We start from the raw sequence: 15233 nt of genomic DNA, 5'->3' as shown, positions 1-15233 counted from the left end.
TCCATGGCGCGCCCCGATCCGCTGGCCGACTATAATCGCAAGCGGGACTTTGCGAAGACGAAGGAGCCGGTCGGCAAGATCGCGCCGGGCAAGGGCAATCTCTTCATCGTGCAGAAGCATGATGCGACCCGGCTTCACTATGATTTCCGGCTGGAGGTCGATGGCGTCCTTAAAAGCTGGGCGGTAACGCGCGGCCCCAGTCGCGATCCTGAGGATAAGAGGCTGGCGGTGCGGACCGAGGATCATCCCATGTCCTATGCCGGGTTCGAGGGGGCGATCCCGAAAGGCGAATATGGCGGCGGCACCGTCATGCTGTGGGATGAGGGGCTGTGGACGCCAGTGCCGGGCAAGAACGCCAGGGATCTGGACAAGGGCCATCTTCACTTCACGCTTCAGGGCGAACGGATGAAGGGCGAATGGCTGTTGATCCGCCTGAAACCGCGCGCGGGTGAAAAGCGTGAAAACTGGCTGCTGCGCAAGATCGCCGATGGCGAGGCGGGCAGCGGTGATGAACTGGTGGAGCGCGCGCTGACCAGCGTGAAGACCGGGCGGACCATGGCCCAGATTGCGGCGCAGGCGCCCGCCATTTCGCTGAAAGGCAAGCGGGGCAAGGCCTTTGACAAGGCGATGGATCAGGCGGTCGCCGCTCAACCGCGCAAGGCGAAAGCTCCGGCGCGCCGCGCTGCCGCATTGCCCGCCTTTCGCAAGCCGCAACTGGCGACGCTGGTGGACGGGGTGCCGACTGGGAATGGCTGGCTGCATGAGATAAAATATGATGGCTATCGCTGCCTGTTGAGCGTCGCGGGTAACAAGGCGAAGGTCCATACCCGGACGGGGTTGGACTGGACCCAAAAATTCCCCGACATTACCGCAGAGGCGCGGCAGATGGACCTGCCACCGGCACTGATCGATGGTGAGATCGTCGCGCTGGACGATGACGGCAACCCCGATTTTTCGCGCCTGCAAAAGATATTGAAGGGCGAAAGGAAGGGCGCGCTGCACCTGTTCGCTTTCGACCTGCTCGATCTGGACGGGGATGATCTGACCGGCCTGTCCACTATCGAACGCAAAGAGCGGTTGGCCGCGCTGTTGCGCGAGGGAAGCGACCGCATTCATGTGGCAGACCATGTCGTGGGCGCAGGCGAGCGGCTGTTCCAGGCAATGTGCGACGCGGGTCAGGAGGGTATACTCTCCAAACGCGCCGACGCTCCCTATCACGGCGTGCGATCGAAGAACTGGCTGAAGGTCAAATGCACACGACGGGAAGAGTTCATCATCGTCGGCTGGCTTCCTAGCAGCACCCGCGGCCGGGCGATCCGCAGTCTGTTGCTGGGGCAATATCGGGATGGGTCGCTTGTCTATGCCGGAAAAGTAGGCACGGGTTTCGACGCGGACACGATCGATATGCTGATGCGCAAGCTAAAACGGCTGGAGCGCAAGACGGCGACCGTCGCGGCCCCCAGCACGCAAACGCGAAGCGTGCATTGGGTCAGCGCCACTCTCGTCGCCGAAATCGCCTATGCCGAATATACCGGCGATCATGTCCTGCGTCATGCCAGCTTCCTGGGCCTGCGCGACGACAAGGCCGCCGATGCGGTGCAGAAGGAGGATGCGATGGCCGTGCCAGACCCAACGGAAAGCGATATCGTCATCAGCAATCGCGACCGGCTGATCTTTCCGGAGGCGAAGGTCAGCAAGGGCGATCTGGCGGATTATTATGCCAAGGTAGGGAGCATCATGCTGCCATGGGTCGTCAACCGCCCCATCAGCCTGGTTCGTTGTCCGCAAGGGCGTGCGAAAAAATGCTTCTTCCAGAAACATGATAGCGGCAGTTTCGGCGATCATGTCAGGCACGTGCCGATCCGCGAAAAAGATGGGGGACAGGAAGACTATCTCTACGTTTGCGATATCGACGGGCTGGTTGCCTGTGTGCAGATGGGCACCATCGAATTTCATGGCTGGGGGAGCCGGGTCGCGGATGTCGAACGGCCCGATCGCCTGATCTTCGACCTTGATCCGGACGAAGGGCTGGATTTTACAGACGTGCGCAAAGCCGCGGCGGACATCCACCAGATGCTGGACGATGTGGGGTTGGTGAGCTTTGCGATGTTGTCAGGCGGTAAAGGGGTGCATGTTGTCGTGCCGCTGAAACCGGACGCGCAATGGCCGCAGGTCAAGGACTTCTCCAGCCGCTTTGCCAATGCTCTGGCGCAGGCGGAGCCGGATCGCTTCGTTGCAACCATGTCCAAGGCGAAGCGCAAGGGGAAGATCTTCATCGACTGGCTGCGCAACCAGCGCGGGTCGACCGCGATTTTGCCCTATAGCGTTCGGGCGCGCGAACAGGCGCCGGTCGCCGCTCCGGTCAGTTGGAATGAACTGCGGGACGTCGACCGGGCGAACCTCTATACGATCAGAGATGCCGATGCCTTGCTTGAACGGGCATCGACGGGTGATCTGGCACGATGGGGAATTGCCGACCAGATGCTCCCAGATATCTGATGACCTTCGGATCGCCGCGATCTTCAAATGGCCTGCCGCCATTCACGAGGGGAATGGCGAAGTCATCGCCTTCGCTGACAAGAGCCCCACGATAGCCAGCGCGAGGCATTGCTGAAGATCATGACGGGGCACATCCCAAAGCCACGGTCGGCCCGCCAAACAAGTATAGAAATGGTCCAGCTATTTTTTCGCTTTGACGGGAAAGTCTCGAAAAAGCTGCAACGCTTCCCCCCAACGGCTTTTTCATATAAATTGCTGTTGGCGATTATGTCTGAGGCGACTCGATAAAAGCTGGCCTGAATAGCTGCGAGCCGCCTACATTGTAGGGAGAGAGCTTGTGCCGATTGCGGTAGCCATCGCTCTGCTGGTGATCGGTTCGGTCGCATTCCACATATTCAGCCCCTGGTGGCAAACGCCCATCGCTTCCAATTGGGCTTCGATTGATTCAGCGCTCGACATCACCTTATTGATCTGCGCGGCGGCCTTTGTGGCGCTCAATCTTTTTCTGGCCTGGGTGCTGGTCCGCTATCGTCATCGCGACGGTCATCGCGCGCATTATGAGCCTGAGAACACATCACTGGAAAAACGGCTGACCTTCTGGACAGCGATCGGCATCGCCGGGATGCTCGCGCCGGGGTTGGCGGCATGGGGCAAATATGTATCGGTGCCGCAGGAAGCCGCGATCATGGAAGCGGTTGGCCAGCAATGGCAATGGTCGTTCCGCTATCCGGGGCCGGATGGCACATTGGGTGCGGCGGCGGTCAAATATATCACGCCCGAAAACCCGCTGGGCCTCGACCCACTCGATCCGTTCGGACGCGATGATATTCTGATCGAGAGCGGCGATATGCATCTGCCGCTGGGCAAACCGGTCAAGATCGTGCTGCGGTCCAAGGACGTGCTGCATGATTTCTATGTGCCCGAATTTCGCGCGAAAATGGATCTGGTGCCCGGCATCGTAACCTATTTCTGGATGACGCCGACCAAGGCCGGGACATATGACATACTCTGCGCGGAACTGTGTGGCGTTGGCCATCATGAGATGCGCGGCAAGGTGATCGTGGAATCCCCCAAGGCGTTCGCGGCCTGGCAGGCGCAGCAGATCAGTTTCGGGCAGATTTTGGCGGAAGCCCCTCCCGCTGCCCTGTCGCTCCTGATGAACAGGGCCAATGCCTGTATCACACCCACCATTGGGAGCATACGCTAATGGCAACCACCCTGGCCGACGACCTGCGCCCGCTGCATCATCCGCATAGCTGGGTCACGAAATATATCTGGAGCCAGGATCACAAGGTCATCGCCATTCAATATAGCCTGACCGCCATCGCCATCGGGTTGGTGGCGTTGATATTGTCGGCGTTGATGCGGTTGCAACTGGGCTTTCCCGGCGCTTTTTCATTCATCCAGCCGGACAATTATCTTCAGTTCGTATCCATGCACGGCATGATCATGGTGGTTTATCTCCTGACCGCCCTGCTGCTGGGCGGTTTTGGCAATTACCTCATTCCCCTGATGATCGGCGCGCGGGACATGGTGTTCCCCTTCGTCAACATGCTCAGTTACTGGCTTTACCTCCTCTCGGTAATTGTGCTGGTGGTGGGTTTTTTCGTCCCCGGCGGGCCGACCGGCGCGGGCTGGACGCTCTACCCTCCGCAGGCAATCAGCGAAGGCACGCCCGGCCATCAATGGGGCATCGCGACCATGTTGGTCAGCCTGGCGATCTTCGTTGTTGCCTTCACCATGGGCGGCCTGAATTATGTGACGACCGTGCTTCAGGCGCGCACCAGAGGCATGACGCTGATGCGGATGCCATTATCGGTCTGGGGCATCTTCACCGCATCAGTCATGGGGCTGCTCGCCTTTCCCGCGCTGTTCGTTGCGGCGATCATGATGCTGTTCGATCATTTCGCTGGCACCAGCTTCTTCATGCCCACCATGCAGTCGATGGGCCGCATCACCGATACGGAAGGGGGAAGCCCCCTGCTCTTCCAGCATCTCTTCTGGTTCTTCGGCCATCCCGAAGTCTATATCGTCGCGCTTCCGGCCTTTGGCATCGTGTCGGATCTGATCAGCGTCCATGCGCGGCGGAACATCTTCGGCTATCGGATGATGGTCTGGGCGATCGTCATCATCGGCGCACTCAGCTTCGTCGTCTGGGCGCATCATATGTATGTGAGCGGCATGAACCCCTATTTCGGGTTCTTTTTCGCGACCTCGACGCTCATCATCGCCATTCCGACCGCGATCAAAGTCTATAACTGGCTGCTTACCCTGTGGCGTGGCGACATCCATCTGCGGGTGCCGATGCTGTTCGCCATCGCCTTCATCTTCACCTTCATCCATGGCGGGCTGTCGGGCCTGTTCCTGGGCAATGTCAGCGTCGACGTGCCACTGTCCGACACCTTCTTCGTCGTCGCCCATTTCCACATGGTGATGGGCGTTTCGCCGGTGCTGGTGATCTTTGGCGCCATCTATCACTGGTATCCCAAGATTTTCGGGCGGATGTGGAACGAGACGCTGGGGCAGCTCCATTTCTGGATCACCTTCCTGGGCGTTTACGCCATTTTCCTGCCCATGCATTATCTGGGCATATTGGGTGTGCCCCGCCGCTATTATGCGCTGGGCGAAACGGCCTTCATTCCGCAATCAGTGCATCTGGCCAATGAGTGGATCAGCATCGCCGCGCTGATCGTTTTCTGTGCGCAGGGATTGTTCTTCTTCAACATGATCTGGAGCCGGTTCCGCGGCCCGCGCGCCGATCCCAATCCATGGGGCGCGGCCAGCCTGGAATGGCAGACGCCCGACACGCCGCCCGCCCACGGCAACTGGGCGGCAAAGCTGCCGGTCGTTTATCGCTGGGCTTATGACTATAGCGTACCGGGCGCACCGCGCGACTTCATCCCGCAGACGGAGCCGCCAGCATGACGATCTTTTCGCGCCTGATAGACAAGAGCTGGGAAACACCGGGCAACAGCAATCCGGCGGACCCGCATAGCTATCGCCCATCGGCCGGAACCGTGGGCCTTTTCGTCTATTTCGCCGTCGCTGTGGTGATGTTTTCGCTGCTGACGGCAACCTATGTCATGCGCATGGGCCTGCACAGCGTCATGGACCATGGCGGGGGCAGCGACTGGGTACCGATGCCCGATCCACCGTTGCTCTGGATCAACAGCGCCATATTGGTGGTGAGTAGCATCGCCTGGGAAGCCGCCCGGCACGCGGCCCGGAGCGGTGCGCAAGGCAGGGCCATGCAGGTTTCCTATGTGGGCACGGTGCTGGGCCTCGCCTTCCTTTGCGGGCAATGGCTGCTCTGGCGGCAGTATCAGGCGTCGGGCTATTATCTGTCCGCCAATCCCGCCTACGCCTTCTTCTATCTGCTGACGGCCCTGCATGGCTGCCATATCGTCGGTGGCCTTGTCGCCGCTGGCCGCGCCCTTGGCGCGCGCAACCTCCGCAATATCGGTCTGTGCGCCATCTATTGGCATTTCCTCCTGCTCATCTGGATATTGCTTGCCGCACTGCTTGTAACAACGTGAAGCCATCTAATTCGGGACACCCACACCATGTCTCACATGATGCCGGACACAAGAGATCGCGAGGTCATCGCCCCCGCCCTGCGTGAGATCGCGGCGGACTGGTCGGCGGATCAGGAAGTCTTTCGCCACACCCATTGGGGCAAGGCGATGATGTGGATCTTCCTGCTGTCCGACACCTTCATCTTCTCCTGCTTCCTGACCGGCTATATGACGGTGCGATCCTCCTCCACCATCCCCTGGCCCAATACGGCAGAAGTGTTCGCCCTCGTCATCGCCGGGCAGAAAATCCCGCTCATCCTGATCGCGATCATGACTTTCGTCCTCATCAGTTCCAGCGGCACGATGGCGATGGCGGTCAATTATGGATATCGCCGCGATCGGCGGAAAACGGCGACCCTCATGTTCCTGACGGCGCTATTCGGCGCGGCCTTTGTCGGTATGCAGGCCTTCGAATGGACCAAGCTGATCGTCGAGGAAGGCGTGCGGCCATGGAGCAATCCCATGGGCGCGCCACAATTTGGCGCCGCCTTCTTCATGATTACCGGCTTTCATGGCCTGCATGTGACCTGCGGCGTGATCCTCCTGCTGGTCATCGCGTCGAAAGTCGCGCGCGGCGATTATGACAGGGCGGGCGATTATAGCGCGGTGGAGATTGCCGGGCTTTACTGGCATTTCGTCGACCTCGTCTGGGTCTTCATCTTCGCCTTCTTCTACCTCTGGTAATCGCAAGGAAGGGCCATGCAGCACGACATATCACCTGCGCCTCCTCAAACAGCCCATGATGACGCGCAGCAGCATCCGATCAGCCTTTACCTGAAGGTCTGGGGCTATCTGTTCGTGCTGAGCACCCTCTCCTACATGGTCGATTACATGCATGTGCAGGGCATTGTTCGCTGGACGCTGATCATCCTCTTCATGCTTTTGAAGGCGGGGTTGATCCTGTCGATCTTCATGCATCTGGCATGGGAGCGGCTTTCCCTGATCTACGCTGTCCTGGTGCCGCCACTGGTCTTGCTGGTGCTGGTGCGGATCATGACCATAGAGGCGGATTATGCCTATTGGACCCGCGCGATCTTTCTGGGCGGGGGAGGCTGACCATGAACCGGATGCGCTTGCTGGTCACGGGACTATGCGTCGGGGCCGCCGCAGTTTCGGCCTGGAGCCTGAACTGGTTCAGCGGTCAACTCTATTCGCAGGATGACGGTCCCGGCGCATTGGCCTACAGGCCAACGGACGACATGCCGCCGCGCGTGGACCTTGCATCGGTCCAGCGGGACTGGCCCGCCAGCCTTGGCGAAGCCGGAGAGGGCAAGCGGCTGATTGCCTATCGGCACGATATGCAGGGAAAGATGCCGACGTCGACCGCAGCCGGTGGTCCGGTGCGTGCGGCGGCCCCGCCGCCTGATCTTGGCACCCTGCTCGCCAGCGCGAATGTGGGCGAGGGCAAAGCAAAGCTGCAACTCTGCACAAGCTGTCATGACTTCACGCAGGGCGGTCCCAACCGGATCGGTCCCAATCTGTGGGGTGTCGTCGGCCGGGGCGTGGCGACACATCCCGGCTTCGCCTATTCCCCGGCGATGCAGGCGCACCGGGGAAGCTGGACCTATGACAAGCTGTTTGCCTTTCTGGCGTCGCCGGCGCGCGATGTGCCAGGCACCAAGATGACCTTCGCCGGGCTGCGTCGTCCCGAAGACCGGGCGGCGATCATCAAATATCTCGCCACATTGGGAACCGGCGCGCCTGCACTGCCGCAACCGAAGGTGGTGGCGCTCAACGCAAACGGTCGGTGACAGGGCAGCACAGGCGGAACAATCTGGCCGCATCCACCATCCCTTTGCGCCGCCTTGCCGCACTTTCGCAGAGGCCACCGGAACCGTCGCGCCATCGCGCCGTTGATCTGCCGTTCCCACCGCAATCCAAGGATAATATCATGATCCGCACCCTGATCTTCGGCGCCATCGCAGGCTATGTCGGCAAGAAGCTTTATGACGAAGGCAAGCTGACCGAGTTCAAAAACGACCTCACCACGCGCCTGAATCTGGACCGCGATCCGGCGGCCCCCCGCCCGCCTGCAGCCACGGCGACAACCACGCCTCGCGCTTCGGTCAACTGACTCGCTCGCGCCGACTCCCGCCCTGGCGGTGCGTCGGCGCATCTTTTCGACCCGTTTGCCTGTCCAACCGCCCCTTCCGCGCGCCAATCTGCACTCGCGCTTCCTGCGACGTCGTGCTATTCTTTGGGTGTCGGCAGCCTAGATGCTGCGGCCACCCGACCTGTTGTGCATGAATAAGGGAGGAGTGTAGACAATGAGCTTGGAGACGGATGTAAATTATCTGCTGCATCGACAGCAGATGTCGCTTTTGCGAGCGCAGGCCGCCCGTTCCGTGGAAGGCCGCACCGCCTATGAAGAGCTGGCCCGCGGCTACAGCGACCGCGTCGCCGCCTATGCGCGCGAAAATCGCCGCGCGGCTTTCACGCCGCACTGACGACGATCACCCGTTTTCAACGACGCCGGATCAACCAGTCCAGCGATCGTTGATGCGATGTGTCTGCACCGCAATCCTGCTCGATCGCGGCCTTAACCCGCTCCAATTCCGCTTCGGTCAGATGCTCGATACCGATAAACTCGTTCCGCGCCTCGTCAACGGCCCGGATCAGTTCGTCCAATTTCGCCTGTATTGCTGACCCGTCCCGGTTCTGTGCATTCTGGATCAGGAACACCATCAGGAAGGTGACGATCGTCGTCCCGGTGTTGATCACCAGTTGCCAGGTGTCGGAATAATGGAAAAGCGGTCCGGTCACGCCCCAGACCAGCACCACCGTTATTGCCAGAATGAAGGCCAGGGGTTGCCCGGCCCAGCTTGACACACGATGCGACAATAGCGTGAAGAAATGATCCATGCCTGCACTCCAACCAGACGCGCTGCGCCCATTCGCATGGTCCTACGCTTCAGCCGCCCTTTAGCAAAGTGCCGTTCATATTGCTTATGCCAGGACAGGGATCATGCGATTTACACCCCCCCGTTCCGTCGCTCTGACGATGGCCGCCGCCAGCCTCGCACTTTCCGCCTGTGCCACTATCTCGCCGGAACAAAAGGTCCGCGCAAGCCTCGTCGATGCAGGCCTTTCCCCGCGCATGGCCACATGCATGGCCGACAGGATGGTTGACCGCCTGAGCCTGGATCAGTTGCGGCGACTCAAGTCGCTCGCATCGCTGGAGAGGGCCGACATGGGTGCGATGAGCGTCGATCGCCTCCTCTATAAGGTCCGCGCGATCGATGATCCGGAGATTTTCATCGTGACCAGCCGCGCCGCCCTCGCCTGCGCGCTCTAACACGCTTTGCAGCTCCGCTAAACACAACCCGCGCCAGCCATGGCCCGCCGAGCATGAGCAGCGGTTGATTTCGCAATCAACTGCTCAAACGGAGCAAAGTAGCTTTGCAATTTTGCAAAGTGATTTTGCAAAATCCTCTTTTCTCCGCCCCCTGCCCTGTGCTTAACGGCTGCCAACGCACGCCATCGCAGCACAAAGGACGGCCCAGCCCATGAACATTCACGAATATCAGGCGAAAGAATTGCTCGCAAAGTACGGCGCGCCGATCGCTGCCGGTCATGCCGCCTTCACTGTCGAGGAAGCTGTCGAGGGCGCCAAGAAGCTGCCCGGGCCACTTTATGTCGTGAAGTCGCAGATCCACGCCGGTGGCCGTGGCAAGGGCAAGTTCAAGGAACTCGGCCCCGATGCGAAGGGCGGCGTCCGCCTCGCCTTCTCGCTGGATGAGGTAAAGGCCCACGCCACCGACATGCTCGGCAACACGCTGGTAACGATCCAGACCGGCGACGCTGGCAAACAGGTCAACCGCCTGTACGTCACCGACGGCGCCGACATTGCCAAGGAGTTCTACCTCGCCCTGCTGGTCGACCGTGCGTCGAGCAAGATCGCATTCGTCGTATCGACCGAAGGCGGCATGGACATTGAGGAAGTCGCCCACTCGACCCCTGAAAAGATCCACAGCTTCTCGGTCGATCCCGCGTCCGGCTTCATGCCGCACCACGGCCGTTCGGTTGCTGCTGCACTGGGCCTCACCGGCGACCTCGCCAAGCAGGCCGCCAAGGTTGCGCAGTCGCTCTTCAACGCCTTCGTCGCGACCGATGCCGAGCAGATCGAAATCAATCCGCTGGCACTGACCGAGCAGGGCAACCTGCTGGTGCTCGACGCCAAGGTCGGCTTCGACGGCAACGCCCTGTTCCGTCACAAGGATCTGCTGGAACTGCGTGACGAGAGCGAGGAAGATCCCGCCGAACTGGAAGCGTCCAAATACGACCTCGCCTATATCAAGCTGGATGGCGACATCGGCTGCATGGTGAACGGCGCGGGCCTCGCCATGGCGACGATGGACATCATCAAGCTCAATGGCATGTTCCCGGCCAATTTCCTCGACGTCGGTGGCGGCGCAAACAAGGAAAAGGTGACGGCAGCGTTCAAGATCATCCTGTCCGATCCGGCGGTGAAGGGCATCCTGGTCAACATCTTCGGCGGCATCATGAAGTGCGACATCATTGCCGAGGGCATCGTCGCCGCCGCCAAGGAAGTGAACCTGTCGGTTCCCCTGGTCGTCCGTCTGGAAGGCACGAACGTCCAGCAGGGCAAGGATATCCTGGCAAGCTCCGGCCTCGCCATCGTCCCTGCCGATGATCTGGGCGATGCAGCAAGGAAGATCGTGGCGGAGGTCAAAAAGGCCGCCTGAGCCATCACGTAACCATAACCACTACCGTCATGGGATGCGGCGGCCTGATTTTTCAGGTCGCCGCATCCCTGTCGGCGTTACCATAGGAGGATGTGCAATGAAGATCCTTGTGCCCGTGAAGCGGGTCATCGACTATAATGTGAAGCCCCGCGTTAAAGCGGACGGGACGGGTGTTGATCTTGCGAACGTCAAGATGAGCATGAACCCGTTTGACGAGATTGCGGTCGAGGAAGCCATTCGCCTGAAGGAAAAGGGCGTGGCGACCGAGGTGATCACCGTCTCGATCGGGGTGGCCAAGGCGCAGGAAACGCTGCGCACCAGCCTTGCGATGGGCGCGGACCGCGCGATCCTGATCCAGACCGATGATGAAGTCGAACCGCTGGGCGTGGCCAAGCTGCTCGCCAAGGTACAGGAAGAGGAAGGCGCTGGCCTGATCATCCTGGGCAAGCAGGCAATCGACGACGACAGCAACCAGACCGGCCAGATGCTGGCCGCGCTGCTGGGCCTGCCGCAGGGTACTTTCGCCTCCAAGGTCGAAGTGTCGGGCGACAGCGTCAACGTGACCCGCGAAGTCGATGGCGGACTGGAGACGGTGAAGCTGTCGATCCCCGCGATCATCACCACCGACCTGCGCCTCAACGAGCCGCGCTATGCCTCGCTACCCAACATCATGAAGGCCAAGAGCAAGCCGCTCGCGAGCAAGACCCCAGCCGATTATGGTGTGGACATCACGGCCCGTCTTGAGACCCTCAAGGTCGTCGAGCCGCCCAAGCGTACCGCTGGCGTGAAGGTCGCCGATGTCGATGAACTGGTTGCGAAGCTTAAGGCTATGGGAGTTGCCGCATGAAAACGCTCGTCTGGGTTGAACATGAGGGCGGCGCTGTCAAGGACGCCACTCTTTCCGCCGTCACCGCCGCTGCAAAGCTGGGCGAAGTCCATCTGCTGGTCGCCGGACAGGGCGTGTCGGGCGTGGCCGACGCTGCTGCCAAGATCGCGGGCGTGGGCAAGGTCCATGTCGCCGATGATGCAGCCTTTGCCCATCCGCTGGCCGAAAATCTCGCGCCGCTGATCGTGGACCTGATGGGGCATCACGATGCCTTCGTCGTGCCCGCCACCACCACGGGCAAGAATGTCGCCCCGCGCGTCGCCGCCCTGCTGGACGTGATGCAGATCAGCGACATCCTGTCGGTCGAGAGCGAAGACACGTTCACGCGTCCGATCTATGCGGGTAACGCGATCGCAACGGTCAAGAGCAAGGACGCCAAAAAGATCATCACCGTGCGCGGCACCGCGTTCGAGAAGGCCGAGCGCGAAGGCGGCAGCGGCACGATCGAAGCTACCGCCTCGACCGGCGACAAGGGGCTTTCCTCCTTCGTCGGCGCCGAGATTGCCAAGCTGGAACGTCCCGAACTGACCAGCGCGAAGATCATCGTCTCGGGCGGTCGCGCGCTGAAAGACGGGCCGACGTTCGAGGAATATATCTTCCCGCTCGCCGACAAGCTGGGCGCGGCGGTTGGCGCATCACGCGCGGCGGTCGACGCGGGCTATGTGCCCAACGACTATCAGGTCGGCCAGACCGGCAAGATCGTCGCGCCTGAAGTCTATGTCGCGGTCGGCATTTCCGGCGCGATCCAGCACCTTGCAGGCATGAAGGACTCCAAGACCATCATCGCCATCAACAAGGATGAGGACGCCCCCATCTTCCAGGTCGCAGACATCGGCCTGGTCGGCGATCTGTTCAAGATCGTCCCTGAATTGACCAGCAAGCTGTAAGCAATCGCTTTAAGCTAACGAAGAAGGGGCGCGGATCAGATGGTCCGTGCCCCTTTTTCCATAACTGACACCCACACAATCGACCGCTTGGCCTTTGCAAAACTTGGGCAAAATGCTCTATTCGCCCCTGCAAAGTGGAAATGAGCAAGGAGCATACGGTTGGAGGTCGTATCGATTGTCCTGATATTATTGGTCGCAGTCGTCGTGAGCGGCGCGATTTCCCGCATGTTGCCGATTGCGCTGCCGACACCGCTCGTTCAGATCGCTCTGGGATCCATCATCGGCCTTGCCGCCAATTTGCGCGTTGAACTCGACCCCGAACTTTTCCTGTTGCTGTTCCTCCCGCCGCTCCTGTTCCTTGATGGTTGGCGCATCCCGAAGGATGAACTGCTCAAGGACGTATCGACTGTCTTTGAACTGGCGCTCGGCCTTGTCCTGCTCACGGTGATTGGTGTCGGCTTTTTCATTCACTGGCTGGTTCCGGCCATGCCGCTGGCGGTGGCCTTCGCACTAGCCGCTGTCGTCTCCCCCACCGACCCGATCGCCGTATCGGCCATTGCCGCGCGGGTGCCCATCCCCAAGCGCATGATGCATATATTGGAGGGCGAATCCCTTCTCAACGACGCGTCCGGCCTTGTGTGCCTGCGCTTCGCGATCGCGGCGGCCCTGACCGGCAGTTTCTCCATCGGTGAAGCCAGCCTTACCTTCCTCTGGCTCGCGCTGGGCGGGCTGGTCATCGGCGTCGCTGTGGCACTGTCCGTCACGCGCGCCAAGGCCTGGATTTCCGACCGCTTCGGCGAAGACACCGGATCGCAGGTTCTCATCAGCTTGCTCATCCCCTTCGCCGCTTATATATTGGCAGAACATCTGCACTGCTCCGGCATCCTCGCCGCCGTGGCGGCGGGCGTCACGATGACATTCGCGGAAATCTCCCGCCAGGCGCTGCCCGCCACGCGTATGCGCCGCAATTCCGTGTGGGATACGATCCAGTTTTCGCTCAACGGCATCATTTTCGTGCTGCTCGGCGAGCAATTGCCCGGCATCCTCGCCGCCGCCAAACAAACCGTTCGGCTGACCCATCATGCTAACCCCTGGTGGCTTGGCGTATATGTGATGGCGATCATGCTGGCATTGGCGACGCTGCGTTTCGCCTGGGTATGGGTGTCCTTCCGCCTCACACTGCTGCGCGGACGTGAGGATGTTCCTTATCGCAACCCAAACTGGCGACTGGTCGCCGCTATGTCCTTTGCTGGTGTGCGGGGCGCGATCACGCTGGCGGGCGTTCTGACCATTCCCCTGACGTTAACCGATGGAACGGCCTTTCCGGCCCGCGACCTTGCCATATTCCTCGCGGCGGGTGTCATCATCGTCTCCCTGATCGCAGCAAGTGTGGGATTGCCACTCTTGCTGCGGGGACTGACGATGCCCGCCGAACCATCCAGACAGGCGCAGGAGGACGAGGCCCGCGTAGCCTCTGCCCAGGCCGCAATCAAGGCGATCGAACGGACACAGCATAGGCTGGCCGAAGGACGCAGCGATGCGGATATCTATGCCGCAGCGGGCGCCCGGATCATGGACCTGTACCGGGAACGGATCGACAGTCGCAGCCAGCATGGCGGCGATACGCGCGAGGCCCGTAAATATGACCAGATCGAGCGCGACTTGCGGCTTGCTGGATTGAAAGCCGAACGCGACGAAATCTTCCGAATGGCGCGCGGCCGGTCAATCGGCAGCGAAATCGCCCAGAAGCTCATCCGCGAACTTGATTTGGTGGAGGTGCGCTACCGCTAAAGCATTCTGAAGTCGGCTGGAACAGCCGACGGCCCGCAGAATGCGGTAATCAAAGACAAAAGCAGTGAATTATTCAATCTCATCATTCACTGCTCCAGGGGGCGACTATTGCCGCCAGCGACAGAAATCATCCTGCACCGCGCGGTCAAGAATATCCCGACATTCGGAAAATGCTGGATTGTCCGCGGACAGCAGGCCCATCGGCACGTCCGCCAGTTGCGCTCTGGGGACAAAAGCGACCGGGCAGGCCACCGGCACCAACTGCGAACCGACGCCCACCTGAAGCGTGCTGAGCAAGCCGAATATGCACCCTTCCCGCGTCGGTCGGCCAAGGATGAAGAGCCGATGCTGCCCCGCTTCATTGGTCACAAGATAAGTGTGGCCCGAAAGGTTCGGCATGGACACATGGCCCGACTGAGCGAAGGCGCCGTCCACCCGCTCCGATTCCGCAAAGCACAGATAATCGGCCGCGTCGTCCCAGAATATCCGGGTGCGATAGGCGTTGATGGCGCCGGCCATGCTGAAGCTGGGGCGCAGGGTCACATAATCGCCTTCGATCCACCGCACGGCGGCGCGGCTATAGGCCCCCATATGTTCGGGCGCGAGGCCCGATGAAGCAGCAGGCGCCAGCGTATGCCTGTCCCGCAAAACCGTGCCCAGGGCTTCCTCTAGCCGGACAACAGTTGCCAGAGTGAAGGGACGGCTGCCCGATAGCGCCTTTTCCAGCGTAGAGAGGCTGACCCGCGCCATGTCCGCGACCGCCTGACGCGAAACGCGCCGCCGCGCGAGTTCTTCGCGCAGGCGCTCCGCGATCGCATCGCCTTCGCGTTGCGGCAACTGGCCCTGATCCGGCATCATTCTCGACATCCCCTTTCCTACGGACAATGGC

At 60.8% G+C, this 15233-nt stretch carries 16 protein-coding genes; 14 read left to right on the top strand and 2 right to left on the bottom strand.

All coding sequences use genetic code 11. The features are described from left to right. Positions 1 to 3: 3 nt before the first annotated feature. The 9 genes from ligD (at position 4) to WFR25_RS11655 (ending at position 8521) form a co-directional block, all read left to right on the top strand. Positions 4 to 2499, top strand: coding sequence for a DNA ligase D (gene ligD, locus WFR25_RS11695; protein ID WP_336971064.1), 2496 nt, complete (start codon positions 4 to 6; stop codon positions 2497 to 2499). 337 nt (positions 2500 to 2836) lie between these two features. After that, entirely contained in the window at positions 2837 to 3706 is an 870-nt protein-coding gene (locus WFR25_RS11690; protein ID WP_336971063.1) for a cytochrome c oxidase subunit II, read from the top strand. After that, positions 3706 to 5424 (top strand): cytochrome c oxidase subunit I, encoded by a 1719-nt coding sequence (locus WFR25_RS11685; RefSeq protein ID WP_336971062.1) that lies wholly within the window; start codon positions 3706 to 3708, stop codon positions 5422 to 5424. Before WFR25_RS11690 ends, WFR25_RS11685 begins: the two co-directional genes overlap by 1 nt. Further along, entirely contained in the window at positions 5421 to 6035 is a 615-nt protein-coding gene (locus WFR25_RS11680) for a cytochrome c oxidase subunit 3 (protein ID WP_336971061.1), read from the top strand. The genes WFR25_RS11685 and WFR25_RS11680 overlap by 4 nt, the downstream gene beginning before the upstream one ends. 27 nt (positions 6036 to 6062) lie before the next feature. Continuing rightward, positions 6063 to 6758: a heme-copper oxidase subunit III family protein gene (locus WFR25_RS11675; protein WP_336971060.1), complete on the top strand. Its 696-nt coding sequence runs from the start codon at positions 6063 to 6065 to the stop codon at positions 6756 to 6758. A gap of 15 nt (positions 6759 to 6773) precedes the next feature. Further along, positions 6774 to 7130: a cytochrome C oxidase subunit IV family protein gene (locus WFR25_RS11670; RefSeq protein ID WP_336971059.1), complete on the top strand. Its 357-nt coding sequence runs from the start codon at positions 6774 to 6776 to the stop codon at positions 7128 to 7130. A gap of 2 nt (positions 7131 to 7132) precedes the next feature. Then, on the top strand, positions 7133 to 7825 hold the full coding sequence (locus WFR25_RS11665; protein WP_336971058.1) for a c-type cytochrome: 693 nt from the start codon (positions 7133 to 7135) through the stop codon (positions 7823 to 7825). A 140-nt stretch (positions 7826 to 7965) separates the two neighbouring features. Next, positions 7966 to 8148, top strand: coding sequence for a hypothetical protein (locus WFR25_RS11660; RefSeq protein ID WP_336971057.1), 183 nt, complete (start codon positions 7966 to 7968; stop codon positions 8146 to 8148). A gap of 193 nt (positions 8149 to 8341) precedes the next feature. Next, positions 8342 to 8521, top strand: coding sequence for a hypothetical protein (locus WFR25_RS11655; protein WP_336971056.1), 180 nt, complete (start codon positions 8342 to 8344; stop codon positions 8519 to 8521). Between the two features lie 16 nt (positions 8522 to 8537). On the opposite strand, the gene WFR25_RS11650 is transcribed toward WFR25_RS11655, so the two are convergent. Continuing rightward, positions 8538 to 8936, bottom strand: coding sequence for a low affinity iron permease family protein (locus WFR25_RS11650; RefSeq protein ID WP_336971055.1), 399 nt, complete (start codon positions 8934 to 8936; stop codon positions 8538 to 8540). 103 nt (positions 8937 to 9039) lie between these two features. On the opposite strand from WFR25_RS11650, the gene WFR25_RS11645 reads away from it, so the two are divergent. The 5 genes from WFR25_RS11645 to WFR25_RS11625 all read left to right on the top strand — a co-directional run bounded on the left by WFR25_RS11645 (position 9040) and on the right by WFR25_RS11625 (position 14344). Further along, a complete protein-coding gene (locus WFR25_RS11645; RefSeq protein ID WP_336971054.1) occupies positions 9040 to 9369 on the top strand; it encodes a hypothetical protein in 330 nt (109 codons plus the stop codon). A gap of 211 nt (positions 9370 to 9580) precedes the next feature. Continuing rightward, positions 9581 to 10780, top strand: a complete 1200-nt coding sequence (gene sucC, locus WFR25_RS11640) for an ADP-forming succinate--CoA ligase subunit beta (RefSeq protein ID WP_336971053.1) — start codon at positions 9581 to 9583, stop codon at positions 10778 to 10780. A 97-nt stretch (positions 10781 to 10877) separates the two neighbouring features. After that, positions 10878 to 11627 (top strand): electron transfer flavoprotein subunit beta/FixA family protein, encoded by a 750-nt coding sequence (locus tag WFR25_RS11635; RefSeq protein ID WP_336971052.1) that lies wholly within the window; start codon positions 10878 to 10880, stop codon positions 11625 to 11627. Next, positions 11624 to 12553 (top strand): electron transfer flavoprotein subunit alpha/FixB family protein, encoded by a 930-nt coding sequence (locus WFR25_RS11630; RefSeq protein ID WP_336971051.1) that lies wholly within the window; start codon positions 11624 to 11626, stop codon positions 12551 to 12553. Before WFR25_RS11635 ends, WFR25_RS11630 begins: the two co-directional genes overlap by 4 nt. Positions 12554 to 12712: 159 nt before the next feature. Beyond that, complete coding sequence (locus WFR25_RS11625) at positions 12713 to 14344, top strand: Na+/H+ antiporter (RefSeq protein WP_336971050.1); 1632 nt, start codon at positions 12713 to 12715, stop codon at positions 14342 to 14344. A gap of 105 nt (positions 14345 to 14449) precedes the next feature. On the opposite strand, the gene WFR25_RS11620 is transcribed toward WFR25_RS11625, so the two are convergent. Then, entirely contained in the window at positions 14450 to 15202 is a 753-nt protein-coding gene (locus WFR25_RS11620; protein WP_336971049.1) for a helix-turn-helix domain-containing protein, read from the bottom strand. Between the last annotated feature and the right edge of the window lie 31 nt (positions 15203 to 15233).

Source organism: Sphingobium aromaticiconvertens (genome assembly GCF_037154075.1).
Classification (GTDB): Bacteria; Pseudomonadota; Alphaproteobacteria; order Sphingomonadales; family Sphingomonadaceae; genus Sphingobium; species Sphingobium aromaticiconvertens.
This window is presented reverse-complemented; position numbering and strand designations above follow the sequence as displayed.

Coding starts and splice junctions, on each gene's coding strand:
- ligD (WP_336971064.1), top strand. CDS start 4: ATGGCGCGCCCCGATCCGCTGGCCGACTATAATCGCAAGCGGGACTTT.
- WFR25_RS11685 (WP_336971062.1), top strand. CDS start 3,706: ATGGCAACCACCCTGGCCGACGACCTGCGCCCGCTGCATCATCCGCAT.
- WFR25_RS11680 (WP_336971061.1), top strand. CDS start 5,421: ATGACGATCTTTTCGCGCCTGATAGACAAGAGCTGGGAAACACCGGGC.
- WFR25_RS11675 (WP_336971060.1), top strand. CDS start 6,063: ATGTCTCACATGATGCCGGACACAAGAGATCGCGAGGTCATCGCCCCC.
- WFR25_RS11670 (WP_336971059.1), top strand. CDS start 6,774: ATGCAGCACGACATATCACCTGCGCCTCCTCAAACAGCCCATGATGAC.
- WFR25_RS11665 (WP_336971058.1), top strand. CDS start 7,133: ATGAACCGGATGCGCTTGCTGGTCACGGGACTATGCGTCGGGGCCGCC.
- WFR25_RS11660 (WP_336971057.1), top strand. CDS start 7,966: ATGATCCGCACCCTGATCTTCGGCGCCATCGCAGGCTATGTCGGCAAG.
- WFR25_RS11655 (WP_336971056.1), top strand. CDS start 8,342: ATGAGCTTGGAGACGGATGTAAATTATCTGCTGCATCGACAGCAGATG.
- WFR25_RS11650 (WP_336971055.1), bottom strand. CDS start 8,936: ATGGATCATTTCTTCACGCTATTGTCGCATCGTGTGTCAAGCTGGGCC.
- WFR25_RS11645 (WP_336971054.1), top strand. CDS start 9,040: ATGCGATTTACACCCCCCCGTTCCGTCGCTCTGACGATGGCCGCCGCC.
- sucC (WP_336971053.1), top strand. CDS start 9,581: ATGAACATTCACGAATATCAGGCGAAAGAATTGCTCGCAAAGTACGGC.
- WFR25_RS11635 (WP_336971052.1), top strand. CDS start 10,878: ATGAAGATCCTTGTGCCCGTGAAGCGGGTCATCGACTATAATGTGAAG.
- WFR25_RS11630 (WP_336971051.1), top strand. CDS start 11,624: ATGAAAACGCTCGTCTGGGTTGAACATGAGGGCGGCGCTGTCAAGGAC.
- WFR25_RS11620 (WP_336971049.1), bottom strand. CDS start 15,202: ATGATGCCGGATCAGGGCCAGTTGCCGCAACGCGAAGGCGATGCGATC.